Source organism: Ehrlichia ruminantium (assembly GCF_009728835.1).
Classification (GTDB): Bacteria; Pseudomonadota; Alphaproteobacteria; order Rickettsiales; family Anaplasmataceae; genus Ehrlichia; species Ehrlichia ruminantium_B.
The window spans coordinates 164,303-182,352 of the sequence record NZ_CP033455.1; the positions used below are offsets into that span (position 1 = coordinate 164,303).

Annotated in this window: 9 protein-coding genes and 1 tRNA gene; 3 read left to right on the forward strand and 7 right to left on the reverse strand. The window is 30.9% G+C overall.

Translation table 11 applies throughout. The annotated features are described in order from the left end of the window. Positions 1 to 39: 39 nt before the first annotated feature. Both EDL80_RS00530 and EDL80_RS00535 read right to left on the reverse strand, forming a co-directional pair. Positions 40 to 1,821, reverse strand: coding sequence for a hypothetical protein (locus EDL80_RS00530; protein WP_158406274.1), 1,782 nt, complete (start codon positions 1,819 to 1,821; stop codon positions 40 to 42). Positions 1,822 to 1,850: 29 nt separating this feature from the next. Continuing rightward, positions 1,851 to 1,934, reverse strand: a tRNA-Leu gene (locus EDL80_RS00535). Between the two features lie 68 nt (positions 1,935 to 2,002). On the opposite strand from EDL80_RS00535, the gene tldD reads away from it, so the two are divergent. Continuing rightward, entirely contained in the window at positions 2,003 to 3,430 is a 1,428-nt protein-coding gene (gene tldD / locus EDL80_RS00540) for a metalloprotease TldD (protein WP_158406275.1), read from the forward strand. Between the two features lie 1,415 nt (positions 3,431 to 4,845). Here tldD and ychF read toward each other — a convergent pair. From ychF to EDL80_RS00555, 3 genes are all read right to left on the reverse strand, one after another. Beyond that, the gene (ychF, locus tag EDL80_RS00545; RefSeq protein ID WP_158406276.1) at positions 4,846 to 5,937 is read right to left on the reverse strand and encodes a redox-regulated ATPase YchF; all 1,092 of its coding nucleotides are present in this window, start codon (positions 5,935 to 5,937) and stop codon (positions 4,846 to 4,848) included. A gap of 1,693 nt (positions 5,938 to 7,630) precedes the next feature. Beyond that, positions 7,631 to 8,152: a 2-C-methyl-D-erythritol 2,4-cyclodiphosphate synthase gene (gene ispF / locus EDL80_RS00550; protein ID WP_158407079.1), complete on the reverse strand. Its 522-nt coding sequence runs from the start codon at positions 8,150 to 8,152 to the stop codon at positions 7,631 to 7,633. A gap of 723 nt (positions 8,153 to 8,875) precedes the next feature. Beyond that, positions 8,876 to 9,619: a 2-C-methyl-D-erythritol 4-phosphate cytidylyltransferase gene (locus tag EDL80_RS00555; protein ID WP_158406277.1), complete on the reverse strand. Its 744-nt coding sequence runs from the start codon at positions 9,617 to 9,619 to the stop codon at positions 8,876 to 8,878. A 216-nt stretch (positions 9,620 to 9,835) separates the two neighbouring features. Between EDL80_RS00555 and EDL80_RS00560 the strand changes: the two genes are divergently transcribed. Both EDL80_RS00560 and EDL80_RS00565 read left to right on the forward strand, forming a co-directional pair. After that, entirely contained in the window at positions 9,836 to 14,578 is a 4,743-nt protein-coding gene (locus EDL80_RS00560; RefSeq protein WP_158406278.1) for a hypothetical protein, read from the forward strand. Positions 14,579 to 14,656: 78 nt separating this feature from the next. Then, positions 14,657 to 16,006: a hypothetical protein gene (locus EDL80_RS00565; protein ID WP_196587317.1), complete on the forward strand. Its 1,350-nt coding sequence runs from the start codon at positions 14,657 to 14,659 to the stop codon at positions 16,004 to 16,006. 852 nt (positions 16,007 to 16,858) lie between these two features. On the opposite strand, the gene purE is transcribed toward EDL80_RS00565, so the two are convergent. Together purE and EDL80_RS00575 are read right to left on the reverse strand one after the other, a co-directional pair. Next, the gene (purE, locus tag EDL80_RS00570) at positions 16,859 to 17,362 is read right to left on the reverse strand and encodes a 5-(carboxyamino)imidazole ribonucleotide mutase (RefSeq protein ID WP_158406280.1); all 504 of its coding nucleotides are present in this window, start codon (positions 17,360 to 17,362) and stop codon (positions 16,859 to 16,861) included. Then, positions 17,352 to 17,912 (reverse strand): TlpA family protein disulfide reductase, encoded by a 561-nt coding sequence (locus tag EDL80_RS00575; protein WP_230957211.1) that lies wholly within the window; start codon positions 17,910 to 17,912, stop codon positions 17,352 to 17,354. The genes purE and EDL80_RS00575 overlap by 11 nt, the downstream gene beginning before the upstream one ends. Positions 17,913 to 18,050: the final 138 nt, after the last annotated feature.

Consider the following 18,050-nt stretch of genomic DNA (forward strand, 5'->3'; position numbering starts at 1 on the left):
ACTAATGTTGTTATTGGATTTCCTGAATATGATGATGGTTTAATTAATAGATAGGCTGGGACTACCTAATACTGGACTAATAGTATTTTCAATGTTAGTCGGTGGATAAATTTCATCAATATAATTGTACAATATAATTCCGAACATACATATGAGAGTAAGAGAAAATATTCCTGCAATAACTACAATATTGATTTTTGAAATATCTGGGATATCGGTCAAGAATTTTTCAGATAATATGTAATATATGGTAATAAGTGCTATTGCTACTACAACTAAACAAATAATAGGTGGTTTACTTTTTTGTCTTACAATATGACTGGTACGTTTTTGAGAATCACCTGTTTTAGATTGTTGTATAGTAGGTAATGATTTAATGTTGATTGTACTATGATCTACGGATTTTTTGGAAAATTCTGTTTCAGATGAACTACTGTCTGTACGGCATTTTTCTGTTGTTGCTGATGTTTTGATATCTGTTTTAGTTTTGTGTGTTTCTGTTGTTGTAGCACTTGTAGTGAGGATTTTTGGTAAAACTATATTACATGGTAGTGTAGTTTCTTGTGAAATATTTGTTGCATATGCTTGAATGCTTATATTGTATTTCTGTAAAATATCCTGAGTAATGTTGTTAGGTTGTGATATATTTTGTGCCAGGAATTTTTTGAACTTGGAGGACTTGTTATTCTCGAAGTATATATTTAACATAATTTCTTTTATGTTGCTGTCAATGTTGATATCATACGAGTAAGCTGGTACATAACTGTTATTTTTAAATTCTTCCTTTAATGAAAGCTTGAGTGATAATTGTATATTATCAGTGGTATGTAATATTATAATTAGATATATGTAATTATATAGTTGATTACAGGTTGATATGTCAGTTAAGTCATTACACAGTAACTTGTAATTTGTTGTATGTTTCTGGATATTATAGAAACTTTTAAGCTGAAAAGCTTGTTCTGTAAAATTAGGCAGTTGTTGTAATATTTTAGTGTTAAGCTTATATATTTCTACCCCTGTTGTGTTGGAGAAAAGACACAGTTCGGATATAGCTTTTAAGAAGTGTCTTTTTTGTGTAGTTTGAGATGTGTCAGCGGATTGGCTTGAAAATGATCTTATTATGCCAAGTGTAGTTTGAGGAGTTAATGTTTGATGGTGTGTATATATATGAAATATATTAAGGCTTAAATTTCCTACTGGATCTGTTATGTTTGTAATAAGCTGTTCCTCATACATTTTTAAAATGTGGTAAAAACTTGTTACAGCTTTTGTTGATGGTTCATTAGCCTGTAGAGTCTTTAGTAGTTGTGCTTTTGTAATTGGTTTTTTAAGTAATACTTCACAGGATATGTGTATAGGATTATTTTCTAAGATTGGGCCTAGTAAGGATGATATAAATGTTTTTAGTGTATACGTGAGTGGAGATATGATTACCAGTATGGGTAAGGACAATGTTTGTAGTATATTCTCTGGATCAATAGTTGTAGTATTGCCATTGGCATTTATTTTTATTTTAACAATTTTGTTTGCAGGGGTAAATCTGTTATTACGTGAAGCACTGTGACTCTGAAAAATGAAATTTTGACAGATGTGAAATTTAAAAAAGGCACATATTGCTTCAACTACTGGATCTAAATAAAAAGTACCAGTGCCATCGTTGTATAATGAATAGCATATAATTGGCTTTGTTGTGATATTATGGTGTGTTATGGTATGTGTATATGTTGGTAAAATTGTTTTACATAAGTTGGAAATATGTGTATTATCTTCTATAGTAAGGTCTGATGTATTTGGGTCCTTGTTGTCATGGCTTAACATAATGTACGATTTGTTTTATTTGTAACGAGTGCCCGAAAGAAGATTTGAACTTCCACAATATACTTATTACTAACACCTGAAGCTAGCGCGTCTACCAATTCCGCCATTCGGGCATATATTGGTTGATCTATACTTAATTATAATGTAGAATGAAGGCTTTGTCAAATTGCACTTATAGATTATGAATTCATCTGATGTAGCACATATGTTTTATACATATAATCAAATAGACGAGAGTCGTATAAATAGAATTGTTAGTGATTGTTTACGTGTCGCTGATGGTGGGGAATTGTTTTTGGAAATGTGTATTTCAGAAGCTTTAGGGTTTGAAGATGGTATTTTAAAATATGCAGATTTTAATTCACACCAAGGTTTTGGTTTAAGGTCTTTTTGTAATGAGTTAACAGCTTTTGTATGTTCTTCTGAGATTACGGAAAGAGAAATAGAAAAGGCTGCAGCATTAGTAGTATCAATTAATAATAGTGGGAATAGTAGTAATGTGAGTTTAACTCCGACAAAACAGCTTTTATACCCAAATATTAATCCTCTACAAAGTATGGCGTTTGATACCAAAGTTAAAATTTTACAGGAAGTTGATACTTATTTGCGTAGTAAAAATCCATATATTAAACAGATTAAGACTTCTTTGACTGGTCAATGGCAGGTAATACAACTTATATTACCTGATGGAAGTAAGGTAAGTGATGTTAGACCACTTGTTAGATTTAATATTTGTGTGATTTTGGAGAAAAATGGAAGAAAAGAAAGTGGTACTTCTGGTTATGGAGGTAGAGCATCATATGAAGAATTTGTTGGAGATAATAAGTGGAAAACAATTGCTGATGAAGCGTTACGTCAGGCTGTAATTAATTTAGAGTCTATTGATGCTCCTGCTGGTGAAATGACAGTTGTATTGGGACCTGGATGGCCTGGTGTGTTATTGCATGAGGCTGTAGGTCATGGATTAGAAGGAGATTTTAATAGAAAGAAAGTATCTGCTTTTTCTGATTCTATAGGAAAAAAAGTAGCAGCTAATGGAGTAACTGTTGTTGATGATGGTACTATTTTGGGGTGTAGGGGATCTATTAATATAGATGATGAAGGTGTGCCTTCGGGTTATAATGTGTTGATAGAAGATGGGATTCTAGTTGGTTATATGCAGGATAAAATGAATGCTAATCTTATGAATACTTCTTCTACTGGGAATGGTCGTAGGCAAAGTTATAAGGATGTAGTGATGCCACGTATGACAAATACTTATATGTTACCAGGAAAGTATGACCCAAATGAGATTATTTCTAGTGTCAAAAAGGGAATTTATGCTGTACATTTTTCTGGAGGACAGGTGGATATTACATCTGGTAAATTTGTATTTTCAGCTTCTGAGAGCTATTTAATAGAAGATGGCAAAGTCACATGTCCTATTAAAGGTGCTACTATTATAGGTAATGGTCCTGATGTTTTGACTAAAGTGTCAATGATTGGAAATGATTTGAAGCTTGATTCTGGAATTGGTACTTGTTCTAAAAATGGCCAGGATGTACCTGTTGGTGTAGGTCAGCCAACTCTTAAAATAGATAATATTGTTGTTGGTGGAACAGCAATTTAATTTTAATTAAAAGAGTATTGGGCGATTAGATTCCTAGTAATATAAAAAAATCTAAACTAAAATTATTTATTCTAATAGCTGTATATTTTTTATATATAAGGATTACTTAATTTAGGATAAATGGGGTAATATTTATTACTATTGTTAATGTTCTTACTTGAATGTTATAATGTAATTAGTAATAACGTAGAATTTAAGGTTGAATTAATACTTATGCTAAGAATAGGTATGGTATGCATATTGGTCTAATTCAAAAACTTATGTGATAGTAGGGTGAGATTCATAGTAAGATGGGAAAGTTGCTTATATGTAAAAGTCTGCTAATTAAAGTATAATAACTTTGTTGTATGAATAAGTTTGCAGTAAATTTTAAATGTCATTGGGATAAAAATAACAAGACTGTGTTTGATTGCAGATTTGAGTAGTGTTTGTTTAATAATGTTACTTTGTTAATTGAAGGTTGATTAATAATATTGTGATGTATGAAATCTTACTGGTGAAATGTTTGTTATTTTTTTATTGTTATATTGAATGTGAATTAACAATTGTGTGTCGTTATTGCTGTCCTGAATAGGTGTTTTTGAAGTGTGAAATTACTTCTTAGGTTTAATATATGAGGTAGGTTATTTTTAATTTATAGTTATGTTAAATCTAGTTTCTAGGTTTGTGTGGTTTATGATCGTCATGGAAATTATTATTTAATTACTTATGTTATTATCAAATGATAAGGTTTTTTGGTGTTGATCATTCAATAACATCATAAAGTTGTATACTGTGAAACTTTAAGGTATGAAAGGTAAGATATTTAATTTAGGTAAAGGAAAAAAGTTTGTTTTATTAATTAAGTTGTGTAGGTCGATAATACTGAATGTTATTGCATACATTTAATCATTTTGTATAAAAAATACTCATAATATCTGAGTATATATGTGATAAAGATTTTGTATATAAGTGAATCTATATCATGTTATTACAAAGTCAAGGGTACATTGTAATACGTATATATATTTAAAAGTAAGATATTTTCCATATAACATGTTGCCATAACGTTGTTGATGATTATGTATATTTTCTATAAATATTGTTAATGGTTCTACTTATTAGTATTCAGTTTCTATGTTAAAATATGTACTTATAATCTTGTATGTTGTGTAAGTATGTGCATTTTAATACTTTATTGTTAACGCTATAAGATTTAAATTGTGTTGATTGTAAGTTTAGATATTATATATAACTAAAAGTGTATTCTAATTTATCTTGTTGCTTATATAAAGTTTAAATTTCTTATTTACTGGATGTATTATTGATGAAATAGTATTTGTCACCATGTGTATTTGTGTTATAAGACTATAGCCTACCTTTTCTTATAAGGTGTTATATTAAAAATAGTATTGGTAGTTTTAGTATTCAGTAGCTTAATTACTGTGCCTGAAATGTATTATATCACCGTCTTGTACTATATAATCCCTACCTTCGAATCTGACTTTTCCAGCTTCTTTACATTTTGCTTCCCCGTTGTATTTTATATAATCTTCAAAGCTAATCAATTCTGCTTTAATGAAGCCTTTTTCGAAGTCTGTGTGAATTACTCCAGCTGCAGTGCTTGCTGTGGATAGTCTTTTTATAGGCCAAGCACGTGCTTCTTGTGGCCCTAATGTGAAAAAAGTAATCATATCAAGTAAGTCATACATAGTCTTTACTACAGATACTGTACCTGCTTCTTTTAGATTAAACTCGGCTAAAAAACACTGTTTTTCTTCTTCTGTATCTAAACTTGAAACGTCTGCTTCTAACTTAGCTGATATACAACAAAACTTGTTATTCTTTTTTTCTGCCATAACCTTTACTTTCTCTGATAAGTTATTGCCGTTTATGACATTTGACTCTTCTACATTGCACACGTACATCATCGGTTTTGTTGTAATGAGATTCAATTGCTTTAACTCATCGTTTCCAATATGTTCTGCGTTTCTTGCTAGATTTCCGGCTTCTAGTATACTGAGTACGTCTAACATATTATCTAGCTTTTTTTTGGGTTCTTTATTAGCTTTTACAGCTTTTTCCATAGTAATTAGGCGGCGTTTCAAACTTTCAATGTCAGCTAAAATTAGTTCCATTTCTACAATTTCTGCATCACCTATTGGATCTACAGATTGATTAACATGACTGATGTTTTGATCATTGAAGCAACGTAGTACATGGATAATAGCATCTACTTCTCTTATGTGACTTAGAAATTTATTTCCCAATCCTTCACCTTGACTTGCTCCACTAACTAATCCTGCGATGTCAACACATTCAACTTGATTATATATAATTTTTTTAGATGATGCCATTTGTGCTAAGATTTTCAATCTGTCATCTTTTACCAATGCTTTACCTATGTTAGGTTCTATTGTGCAAAATGGATAATTTGCAACTTCTGCTACTGTAGTGCTTGTTAATGCATTAAATAGGGTTGATTTTCCTACATTAGGCAAACCAACAATTCCGCAATTTAATCCCATAGTGACAGTTAAATGAGTTCTAAAGCTAGGATTGTATCATTAATCAGTTTGTGATGGTACTGATAAATTACAAATTATTTGTGAAAATTAGGACCCTAAAGTATTTATTAATGTAAGTTGTTTGTGTTGAATTTATAATTATCCATTAATTATAGTGTAAGTACGAGTAAATATGAATTATTCATTGTTTTAATATTAACTTTTACCTACGTGCTCTTGTAAACGATATTTTTTACACCTTTCCTATATTGTTAGCTTGTTGTTTATTATTAAAAGTGCTTATTTGTGGGAAAGATATATATATTTGTAAGTAATTTCTTGTTGTATTTGGAAAATTATATATGTAAATAGAAGAGATTTTATTATCTGTTGTTATATAATATGATGAGATTAGATTTATAAAATCCTTTTATATGTATGTACTTATCGTAGTTTGGCCAGTGTGCTAGTGTGTAAAAGTATTTGTCCTATATTGCAGTCTTGGAGGTGTATAAAGGGAAAGAAATTTAAGGTATAAAATATACATGTTATCAGTAATTTTTTATTATGGTATGGGAATTAGATATTAGACTATAAGTGTTTTTATTTTGCATAATTATATGTTGTAAGGTTGGACTTATTAAAAAAGCCCTTTTATATGTGTGTACTTATCGTAGTTTAACCAGTGTGCTAGTGCATAAAAGTATTTGTCATATATTGCAGATCTTGGAAGTGTATAAAGGGAAAGAAATTTAAGGTATAATAAAATATACATGTTGTCAGTAGTTTCTTATTATGGTGTGGGGATTATATATTAAACCGCGAGTGTTTTTATTTTGCATAATTATATGTTGTAAGGTTGGACTTATTAAAAAAGCCCTTTTATATTTGTGTACTTATCGTAGTTTAACCAGTGTGCTAGTGCATAAAAGTATTTGTCATATATTGCAGTCTTGGAGGTGTATAAAGGGAAAGAAATTTAAGGTATAATAAAATATACATGTTGTCAGTAGTTTCTTATTATGGTGTGGGGATTATATATTAAACCGCGAGTGTTTTTATTTTACATAATTATATGTTGTAAGGTTGGACTTATTTGAAAAGCCCTTTTATATGTGTGTACTTATCGTAGTTTAACCAGTGTGCTAGTGCGTGAAAGTATTTGTCATATATTGCAAATCTTGGAGGTGTATAAAGGGAGAGAAATTTAAGGTATAAAATATACATGTTATCAGTAATTTTTTATTATGGTATGGGAATTAGATATTAGACTATAAGTGTTTTTATTTTGCATAATTATATGTTGTAAGGTTGGACTTATTTGAAAAGCCCTTTTATATGTATGTACTTATCGTAGTTTAACCAGTATGCTGGTGTGTAAAATATTTGTAATATATTGCAAATCTTGAAAGTGTATAAAGGGAGAAAAATTTAAGATATGAAATATACGTGTTACGAATAGTTCTTTGTTATGATTTAAGAATTTATACATGAGATGGAGAATATTTTTTATCTGTATTATAAGATGTGCAGAAAAATTATCTATTTATTTTGTTATACAGCATAATAATGTTAAATTGTGATGATTATAAAAAATTTAGAGTTGTTTTACTAATATCAACGATGAAGAAGCTATGATTAAGTATTTTTGTGTTAATTAGCCTTTCTGTACTTAGTTTATTAATTACGTGGATTGCTATTTTAGAATTAGTTCTCAATGTTGTTTGTTACATAGCACTACCGCTTGTGCAGCAATTCCTTCACTTCTACCAAGAGCTCCTAGTTTTTCTGTAGTTGTGGCTTTAATATTGATCAATGATGGGTCTATTTGTGCAAACTGAGCAATATAGTTGCGCATCTCTGCTGCGTAAGGGATAATTTTAGGTTGCTCACATATAATTGTAATGTCAGCATTTGAAATGATATATCCCATTTCTTGTGCTTTCTTTTGTGCTTCTATTACAAAATGACGAGATTCTGCATTTTTCCACTTCTGATCTGTGTTAGGAAAGTGTTCTCCTATGCTTCCACATCCTACTGCTCCTAATATTGCATCTGCTAAGGCATGTAATCCTACATCTCCGTCTGAATGGGCTATGACCTTTTTATGATAATTGATTTTTACTCCGCAGACTGTGATGAATGTGTCATTATGGTTATTGTTTGTGTTATCAAATCTATGGACATCATATCCTATACCGATTCTAAACATTGGTTTATTTATATATTGACTCATAAAAGCGTTTATAATTCTGGCTTCAACATTAGTAACACTAGTATATTTTATATGTATCATATTTCGAGATGAATATAAAACATTTTGTTATCTTAATAATATAGTATTAGATTGTTAAGTTTCGAGATGTTTTATTAATAGTGATATTAATAAATATTATTCTGTGAAGATTGTTTAACAAGCAATTTTGTTATAATTAAGATTAATTATCCTAAAATGGTAAAGTTATTTCTGGTAGTTTATGTGTAGTTTGTCTGTAATAGAAACATTTTATATTCTAGACATGTGTAAATAGTATATAGGGTTTTATAGTTTTGGATATCAAATGATTCTGTTTAAAGTTTTTGTGAATAGTAATTACAAGATTATGTCTATTGATATAAAAAAAGTATTATCTGTGATATTATATTAACTGAAAAGTATATGTGATATTGTGATGAAAATTTTTCCTTGTTATACAATATTATTGAATACGTGGTGCTATATGTTCTTAACAAGTTCAGAGTGATGAATTAAGCAATTAGAATGTTTTTCTATATGTAGTGTGATATATAGATTTTATAAAAAAGGATATCCTATTGATATTATAAAGGATTGGTATCCTTTAAGAAGATGTGTAAGTTACGGAAAAAGTATATAATTAAACATTTTTATTGTTATAACGGTAAATGGTTAAGAGTAATTATTTGCATAATATGCATCTTATGAAATTAAGTTAGGATATTATACTATTGTTAAATTAAAATTATGATTGGAAATTTGGTTTTGCATGTGTTCATATAGTAAAATTGCTCTATGTAAATCATCTCTTGTTGTAATTTTAATGTTATGGTAGCTGCCTTCAATTGTTACTATTGGAATGTTATGACATATCATTAAGGATGATTCGTCAGGGAGTTCTTTGTGAGGATCATTTTTGTAGGAAAGTATGTGATTTGATAATATGTCGCTATATCTGTATATTTGAGGAGTTTGTACTAATCTTAATGTGTTCCTATTTATGTTTGTGATGATGGTATCATCCTGCTCGTTTACCATATGGATAGTTTCAGTTATGGGTAATACTGGAATTACTCCTACATAATGGGGTAGCTTAGGTATCATTTTGTCTAATAATGTGGTGCTGATAAAAGGACGACATGCGTCATGTATTATTACAAAATCTGGATTAAGGTATTTTATACTTTCTAGTCCAATACGTACTGAGTCCTGTCTTCTTGTTCCACCATATGCAAATGGTAAAAGCTTATTATTATGTATTTTTGCTATACAGCTGTTATATAAGTTTTCATGTTCTTGTTTTATTATAACTTTGACATAATCAATATAAGGAGCTGTAATTATATTATTAATTGTGTGATATAAGATAGGGTTGTTACCTAGTTCTATATATTGTTTAGGTTTATCAATTCCTTTTAGTCTATTACTACTGCCAGCTGCGACAATTAATAATATAAACTTAAGCATAGATTTAGTGGATTTTTTTGTTGCACAATAAATTTTAAAGGGTTGATTATGATTATGCAACAGTTATTCAGTGGTATAAATTTTATGTTACTAAATTAAATCTTATTTCTTAATTTGTAAATCTTTACAAATATTAATATTAAATGTATAATGTCAAAGAATTTAAGATCTATATCTTAAAAACATGACTAATAATTCTGGATGTATCTTCCTATCATGCCAAGTGACTCTACTCCATCTATATTAAATCAAGTGTTGAATACTATAGACAGATATGAGCTTGCCTATAATGACAGTGAAACTATCCCTGTAAGATATCGTAATATATTGAACACTGGGTTTTATCTGGCTGTTATGGTCAATATTATGTCTGTAGCTATATTGTTTTACAGTTTATATATAGGGCGTGTTAAAAATAAAAACTTTAATAGTACTATTGCATCTACAGCTACTGTTGTCATCATATCTTCTATTCTGTTGTTGTATTTGTCTTATAAAATTTATATGAAAAATAGGATAAATACTATACTAAATGATAGTTTGATAGAGTTGGCGAATTCTGTTCAATCTTGTGTTCAGTTTGTTAGTGATCAGCATGAAAAATATGATAGTGCTGTAGTGCAATTAAGAGCTGTACTGGATAGATATGTAGAGTCTGATATACAACCTATTGTAAGTACAGTTGAAGATTGTTTGCAAGCTTTATGTATACGTGCAGATAATCAAGAATTATTAATTATGCGGATGATGGAGGACTTGTTTTCTTCCTATCAAGATGAATTGTCTAAAGTATCTGTAATATTGCAGAAAATAAGTGATCAAATAGGGAGTCTAGCGCATCAAGATTCTCTAGTTGAGGGTCTTGTATGTTTAGTTGATAGTAAAATAAAAGCACTGGTTGCGCAGGATTTTCTTAATAAGTATATTGGTCATTATGCTGCATTGGAAGGTAAATTATGTTTAGAATTAGTGACCTTACTATCCAATGTTGTGCCGATGATACAATCATATGAATGGTCTTCTAAGTGGAGTATAATAAATAAATCAATAAAAGAAAGAGCAGATAAGTTATGTGATTCTTTAGACAAGGTTAAAACGTCATTGAAACATGAAACATCTCAGAGGTTGGGGTGTTGTTTATTTGATATACTGTATAACGTTGTAGTAGAAATTAATGAGTTTCTTTCTGCTGTAGAGAAAGATGACAGTGTTTTGGTTAGAGGAATAGGGAATTCATGTGACGTTGAGAGTAAAAAATCGTTATTATTTTCAGGGAGCACAACTGGAAAAAGTAAGGAAGGGATTATTCCTAATACAGAAGATACTAAAATATTGGGAAAAAATAAAAGTCAACCATGTGGTAGTATAATTGATATGGATGATAAACATAGTGATGTGGATCGTTTAAGTAATAGTACTACTCTTAGTACTAAAGATGTATTCTTTAGTTCAATAAAGGAGTTAGCAGGTGATTTTTTAGATAAAGTAAGTGGTTCTGTAAGCACAAAGGATATTTTACCTTCTGTTATAGTTGTTGGTGAAAAAATTACACCTGGACAAAATCAGGGTATTCCAGATATTGCTTCTGGATGGGATTGGTTGCATGATGAGTTGTTAGAACAAAATCAAAATGTTCCAGATATCAGTTCTGGATGGGATTGGGGAACTGACGTGTTTCCGATAATCGATTCTCATGAACGAGAAAGCTATAGAGCAAGTCAACTTGCTGAGGCAGCTAAAGGTAATTCACTATGTGTTGAAAAATGTACAGATGGTGCAGATATGCCTACTGAGTTTACCGGTAATATTTTATCTAATTGTGTAGGTAAAAATATGATTGGTAATGTATCTAGTATATCGTATGGAGATGATGCTCTTGATTGTATGTTTGATAGGTTTGTTGGGCAAGACCCTAATTATACAACAACAGGCAATAGGAGCCAAGCTTCTAGAAATTCTACAGGCCAATTGGGTTATGTTAATATGACTATAGCTGATGTAGGCAATTCTTCTAAATCTACTAGTGATGTTTTATTTCCTGGTTGTACGATAAATCATGGTGTAGCTAATCCTCCTCAAGAAACTCAGCTTTTGATGAGTAAAGATGAAACTTTAGGTAACTTTCGTGTTCCATCTCAAGGATTTACACTGCAGGAAGAAGATGCTGCATTAAATGTACAATGTGCAGAGGATCGTGTGAATGATTGTGCTGTGGGACAACAAGATGAAATTCATGTAGGAAGTGATAATGTAAAGGGTGTGTCTCAAAATGCTGAAGCGTCTTCTAATGGGCAAGAGGAGTTTACTTGCTCTGTTGCGAGTTGTACGACAAGTGAGTTATTAGGGCTAAGTTCTAGGGATGCGATGCGTGTAAATGTGTTGAACTTAGGTAAATTTAGTAAAGGACAGGGTAGTAATTTATCTAGTCAGAATAATGTAATGCTACAAGAAAGTATGTCTGATATTCCTCTAGATGATGATTCTATAGTCCAAGATGATCATTCTATTATGCAGGATGATGGTGCTAATGTATTTGTGAGGATGAAAAGAAGATTATTTAAATCTGGTGGGAAAGATTCTAGTAGTACTACAGAGCAAATATGTGAAGATGTTTTAGGTAAAGATAAGGCCAAGGTGTCTCCTATTGAAGGAATGATCGAAAAGTTTGTTGTTTATGTGGGAAGAGGCACTGGTGATATAGGACAGACAAATACATATAATGTTGAGTGTGAAGCATCTTGTAGTTCTAGTATGGAAAAAGCTGATGTGCCTGACAATATAGAAAAGAGATCTTATCTTGTAGATTTTAAAACCAAGCTATATGGATTGGTGAATTTTTCCAATAGAGATGATAGTAAGAATGGTGAGGACGGCTCCTCTAGCTATCCTCAACAGAATGATTGTACTCCTGCTCCAGAGAATGTTGTTCAGGAAAGTGGTGATGAAGATAAAGATACTGTGTTACCTCAAATAATTAATCCTGTTGGTGTGAATGGTGAAAGCAGTAAAGACAGTACTGCTGAGGATACTGAAGAGGGTGGTTGTACTCCTACTACAGAAAATGTTGTTCAGGAAAGTAGTGATGAAGATAAAGATACTGTGTTACCCCAAATAATTAATCCTGTTGGCGTGAATGGTGAAAGCAGTAAAAACATTATTGCCGAAGATACTGAAGAGAGTGGTTGTACTCCTACTCCAGAAAATGTTGTTCAGAAAAGTGGTGGTGAAGATAAAGATACTGTGTCACACAAAGTGATTAGTCCTGTTAATGTGAGTGATAAAAGTAGTAAAGACAGTCCTGCTGAAGATATTAAACAGGGTGATTGTACTACTACACAGGGTATTGTTCGGGAGAGTAGTAAGCTAGGTAAAAGTAGTATATTGCGCAGAATTATGAATCCTTTTAACGGGGATGATAAGAGTAGTGAAGATAGTCCTTCTAAGGATACTGAACAGGGTGGTTGTACTACTACACAGGGTATTGTTCAGGAAAGTAGTAAACGAGATAAAAGTAATATATTGCGCAGAATTATGAATCCTTTTAACAGGGATGATAAGAGTAGTGAAGATAGTCTTTCTAAGGATGCTGAACAGGATGATTGTACTCCTACTCCAGAAAATGTTATTCAAGAAAGTAGTGGTGAAGATAAAGGTATTGTGTCACAGGAAGTGGTTAGTCCTGTTGACTTGGATGGTGAAAGTAGTAAAGACAGTACTACTGAAGGGACTGAACATGATGATTGTATTCCTAATCCAGAAAATATTGTTCAGGAAAATAATAAACGAGATAAAAGTAGTATATTGCACAGAATTATGAATCCTTTTAACAGGGATGATAAGAGTAGTGAAGATAGTCTTTCTAAGGATGCTGAACAGGATGATTGTACTCCTACTCCAGAGAATGTTGTTCAGGAAAATAGTAAACGAGATAAAAGTAGTATATTGCGCAGAATTATGAATCCTTTTAACAGGGATGATAAGAGTAGTGAAGATAGTCCTTCTAAGGATACTGAACAGGATGATTGTACTCCTACTCCAGAGAATGTTGTTCAGGAAAATGGTGGTGAAGATAAAGATACTGTGTCACACAAAGTGATTAGTCCTGTTGATGTGAGTGGTAAAAGTAGTAAAGACAGTCCTGCTGAAGATATTAAACAGGGTGATTGTACTACTACACAGGGTATTGTTCAGGAAAGTAGTAAACGAGATAAAAGTAGTATATTGCACAGAATTATGAATCCTTTTAACAGGGATGATAAGAGTAGTGAAGATAGTCCTTCTAAGGATGCTGAACAGGGTGGTTGTACTACTACTACACAGGGTATTGTTCGGGAAAGTAGTAAATTAGGTAAAAATACTATATTGCGTAGAATTATGGATCCTTTTAACAGGGATGATAAAAGTAGTGAAGGTAGTACTTCTAAGGATACTAAACACGGTGATTATACTTCTACTCCAGAAAATATTGTTCAGGGAAATGGTGGTAAAGATACTATGCCACAGAAAATGGTTAGTCCTGTTGATATGAATGATAAAAGTAGTAAAGACAGTGCTACTGAGGATACTGAACAGGATGATTGTGGTACTGTAGAAGATGTTGTTCAGGAAAGTAATGAGGAAGGTAAAGATACTGTGTCACAGAAAATGGTTAGTCCTGTTGATATGAATGATAAAAGTAGTAAAGACAGTGCCACTGAGGATACTGAACAGGGTGATTGTGGTACTGTAGAAAATGTTGTTCAGGAAAGTAGTGAGCAGGAGCAAAAATGTGAAGTTTTATTGTCATTGATATCGTTACAGATGCTGATGTTAAAATTATTATATAGCATACGCATTGATAGTATTATAAAACGTTCAGACATTGGTATAAATTCAGCGCGTTTCTATGGTAGGCAGCGTATGGTTAGTAGTGTATCTCACGTCAAAAGTTTGCAAAATTCTTATAATATGGTAAAATAGTGTTATATAGTCAAAATAGTACAGATGTGTATTCTCTGTTAAGTTATAGGTGTTATTCTCAATTAATTGCTTAAATTTATGATAAGTAGTGACAAGTCTCAACGTATGACACATGCAATTGTTGATTACAACGATTTTTGTGCCGTTAATAGAAAGCATTTGAGTTTTCGTTATAACATGTTTATTCATATTTGTTTGTATATACTACTTGTAATGAATATGTGCTGTATTATGATTTTAATGATTCACCACATGTGCTTATTTGATATATTAAGTGGAAGGCTTAGTTTATTTGGTCCGTCTGTTCCATTAGAGTTGTCAATAGCGTTAATAGCTATTATTCCAGTTGTTATATTATCCCTAGTACTTCTTTATAAAAAGTCTAATATTCAATCTGTCAAATCTGCTTTAGTAGATAAAAGTGTTAATTTTGTAAAGCATTTTGGGGATTGTGTTAAAGAAGTAGAAACGCATGCAAATAAGCTACAGTTAACTATATGTAGTTTGCAGGCAGAGTATGAACAGTTAGCTGTGAAACAAGCTGAGTTGGCTGAAGCATGTAAATTGCGTAGTAATACACTTGATTTAAAATTATCTGCATTATCAAACACAGTTGAGAATATGACAGGTCAGTTACGTGCACATTTTGTAGGATCTGATTCTAAAGTTAAAGAATTATCTGAAAGATTGAGTAAGTTATGTTCTGATAGTCAAAGTGCTCAATACCGGATCGATCTATATATTGCGAGTGTAGGTGAGGCAGTTAGGCAAGAAATCTATGATATAAGTGAGAAAACTCAATTTCTTCAGCAGCTTTATATTCATTTAACGGAATCCTCGGTTAGTTTTGATAGCATAAAATTTATGATTAAGAAGTATGTTGAATATGTTGAAAATAGACCTCATTTAAAAAAATGTGCTGGTATCACATTGCGACATACTAAAGTGTGGGTGTTATATAATAGTTTGAAAGAAACATTATCTAGTGCTGATCATATAAATTCTAGTGATGATTGTGAGGTTATTGAATGGGGGCAAAATCTGATAAAAATATTAGAAAGGCAGAAATTTGGTGAGTTAAATGTGGAAGAAGTGTCTTGTAGTGAGGATGAAAAAACATATATACAAGATATGTTTATAGTGAATTTCCCTTTATTACACATTAACTGTTTGCGTTTAGTAGCTGATAGGCATAGTTGTGTACTTCAACGATCTTGTGCTGCTTTACAAGGGTTTTCTGCAGAATTAATAGCAGGGAATATAAATTTCAAATCATCAGGTGATGATGGTTTGCAAGATCAGGGTACGTTTGATGATAGTAATAACACTATTGTATCACAGCCTTTACAGATGGAAGGTCTTGATAATGTTAATGTGGTGGTTCACGAATCTGTTGTGCCTAGATCTAGGTCTTCATCACTTTCTTGAAAATGTTAGAAAAGTTTATTCTTATAGTAAATCTATATTTTATAATTCTGTTATGTATTAATGGTAACTTTGTAGTTTTTTATTATTCAAATGTTTAATTATCAAAACATGGTGTTAGTACTTTTATTGTAAAAGTTGAAATGTTAGAAGATGTACTTTTTTAGAATTGTGTACGATTTATGTTTGTAGTAGTATTTAATTATACATATATGCCAGTTCATATTTCCTAAAATCATGATACAGTGCATATTCATTACAAGTAGTATATACAAACAAATATGAATAAACATGTTAAACGAAAACTCAAATGCTTTCTATTAACAGCACAAAAATCTTTGTAATCAACTATGTGAGATTTGTAATTTCTTATTGCTGTTTGATATTTATGGTATTTACTATCCTATATTTGTTAGATATTGGATAAATACTATAATTTATTGTTTTTGATGGTTAGGCTAGATTTCTGTTAATTTTAAGTCAATGTTTATAGTTATGACTTGGTTATCAATAAAGTTTGTTTTGTTGGTGCTCTGTGTGATAATTGTAGTTAGTATATTATAGTATGATAAGTGTAATGTTTTAGCAGTTTCTATTATTAAAAATGTGTATGTTAACAATGATGTGCTGACAATATTAAAACTGATAATCTGTAATTCTGTTTAATGGGTTATGGTTTTATGGAGACAGTTATTTCTTTATTTTGCTGCAGTCTGCTGGGTAAAAATATAGGTTTTGTTGTTAGATATGTGATATCTTAGGAATCAAAATTATTTTGTTTCAAGTACTTCATTTTAATTATGTTGTGTTTATTAATATTCTATAATATGAAATTTACTTATAATAAAGTAAATTTCATATTGATGTATCTGGTAATAATTTGACAGAAGCAGATAAGTTATTTCTCCATGTTTGTAAGTTGGTTTTTATTCTATCGTTAGATAAAGATAGTATAGATGCTGCCATTATAGCTGCATTGTATCCCCCTGAGGATCCTATGGCCATGGTTGCTACAGGTACTCCTTTAGGCATTTGAACTATTGATAGTAAGCTATCTATACCATTAAGATTACTACTCTTTATTGGTACTCCTATCACTGGAAGATATGTTAAGGATGCTACTAATCCTGGTAAGTGTGCTGCTCCTCCTGCTCCAGCAATAATTACCTTGAATCCGTTTGTTTCTGCTGACTTTGCAAATGTGTAAAGTCTTTCTGGTGTTCTGTGAGCAGATATTATCATTGTTTTATGGCTAATATTTAGCTCATTTAATATTGATGTTGAATATTGCATTGTTGCAAAATCTGATTGACTTCCCATTATTACTGCTACATCAACAGTATCTTGATTAGTTAACATTGTATTTCTCTTTGATATCTTGAATAATTGATTGTAATTGGCTTATGTTTTTGATATTTGTTATAAGTGCATCTTTGTATAGAACTGCTATATAAGGAATATTGTTGTTGAAATTTATTCCATATTTAGATAACTGTAGTATTAGTTTTCCCATGTAACGTGGCTGTATGTTGTATGGTGTAAAGTGAATAGTACCTTGTCTTGCTAGAAAAGAAAGTAATTTATTTTTATTTTCATCTAGTGATATCATGATTGGGTTTATATCTTTATCGTGACCAATAATTCTATTAATTTCTGGGATTTTCTTTACGCAACTATTACACCAGGATGTATAAATTGTTATTATATTTATTTTTGATTCTGTTATATTGAATGTTTCTGATATAGCGTCATCTGAGCTGATTTCGTGAATTTTTAATTTAATATCAGAAGTGCTAAATTCTTCTTTATTGTAAGAGGATATTTTGTTGAAAAAGAATATGATAGAGATACAAATAATACCAATAAAAAGTATAAAGTGTTTGTTATGCATGATAAAATAATGCTTCATAAAGTATGTTAATATTATGAATAGTGTGTTGCTATTTCTCAAGCGTTTTGATGATTTACTAATCCTGTATAATTGTGTTGTTTAAGAATAATTTTAGTTAAATTATTGAGGATTATGTGATGTTAAGATGTGCTACAG

What these genes read in the sequence shown, in the direction of transcription:
- EDL80_RS00530 (WP_158406274.1), bottom strand. Translation starts at nt 1,821, where the DNA reads ATGTTAAGCCATGACAACAAGGACCCAAATACATCAGACCTTACTATA.
- tldD (WP_158406275.1), top strand. Translation starts at nt 2,003, where the DNA reads ATGAATTCATCTGATGTAGCACATATGTTTTATACATATAATCAAATA.
- ychF (WP_158406276.1), bottom strand. Translation starts at nt 5,937, where the DNA reads ATGGGATTAAATTGCGGAATTGTTGGTTTGCCTAATGTAGGAAAATCA.
- ispF (WP_158407079.1), bottom strand. Translation starts at nt 8,152, where the DNA reads ATGAGTCAATATATAAATAAACCAATGTTTAGAATCGGTATAGGATAT.
- EDL80_RS00555 (WP_158406277.1), bottom strand. Translation starts at nt 9,619, where the DNA reads ATGCTTAAGTTTATATTATTAATTGTCGCAGCTGGCAGTAGTAATAGA.
- EDL80_RS00560 (WP_158406278.1), top strand. Translation starts at nt 9,836, where the DNA reads ATGCCAAGTGACTCTACTCCATCTATATTAAATCAAGTGTTGAATACT.
- EDL80_RS00565 (WP_196587317.1), top strand. Translation starts at nt 14,657, where the DNA reads ATGATAAGTAGTGACAAGTCTCAACGTATGACACATGCAATTGTTGAT.
- purE (WP_158406280.1), bottom strand. Translation starts at nt 17,362, where the DNA reads ATGTTAACTAATCAAGATACTGTTGATGTAGCAGTAATAATGGGAAGT.
- EDL80_RS00575 (WP_230957211.1), bottom strand. Translation starts at nt 17,912, where the DNA reads ATGAAGCATTATTTTATCATGCATAACAAACACTTTATACTTTTTATT.